The organism is Vibrio sp. 10N.222.49.C9 (assembly GCF_041474985.1).
In the GTDB taxonomy this organism is placed as follows: Bacteria; Pseudomonadota; Gammaproteobacteria; order Enterobacterales; family Vibrionaceae; genus Vibrio; species Vibrio crassostreae_C.
The window spans coordinates 1-422 of record NZ_JBFRVD010001072.1 but is presented as its reverse complement, the minus strand read 5'-3'; the positions used below and the strand labels follow the sequence as shown (position 1 = coordinate 422).

The window sequence follows — 422 nt, the reverse complement described above, 5'->3', positions numbered from 1 at the left end:
CCATATTTCGGCCAACAGCTTTAGCTTTAACAGCAACTTTGGTACCTGCTTTCAAGTACACCATCGTTACCGAAACTCCATCGAGCTCACCTAGCAAACGGTGAGATTGGACGTGGGGATTATCCATTTGCACAAGGTACTGAACCAGCGCATGACGATCTTTCATTTCATTACTCATAAGTCCACTCCTACTTTTTTACTTCACAAAGCATCTGCTCAAGAACCGACGCATTAACGGTTAGTGTTTTTAGCGCAGCGTTGTAATTACCGCCCAACACTTTATCTGCGAATCGATACGAACCCTTATCAACCTCGACCACCCCAGTTCGTACAGCCAACGTCAATACATCCACCTCAACCAATAAACGCGATAACCGCATAGGCAAAAGCACCGAATCGACCGCCCCTGGGCGAGTAAGTTG

The 422-nt window shown here is 46.7% G+C and carries 1 protein-coding gene; it reads right to left on the bottom strand.

Annotation, left to right across the window (positions count from 1 at the left end):
- Window positions 1-188 precede the first annotated feature (188 nt).
- On the bottom strand, window positions 189-422 hold a 234-nt coding region (locus AB4585_RS26940), incomplete at its 5' end, for a hypothetical protein (protein ID WP_372171800.1).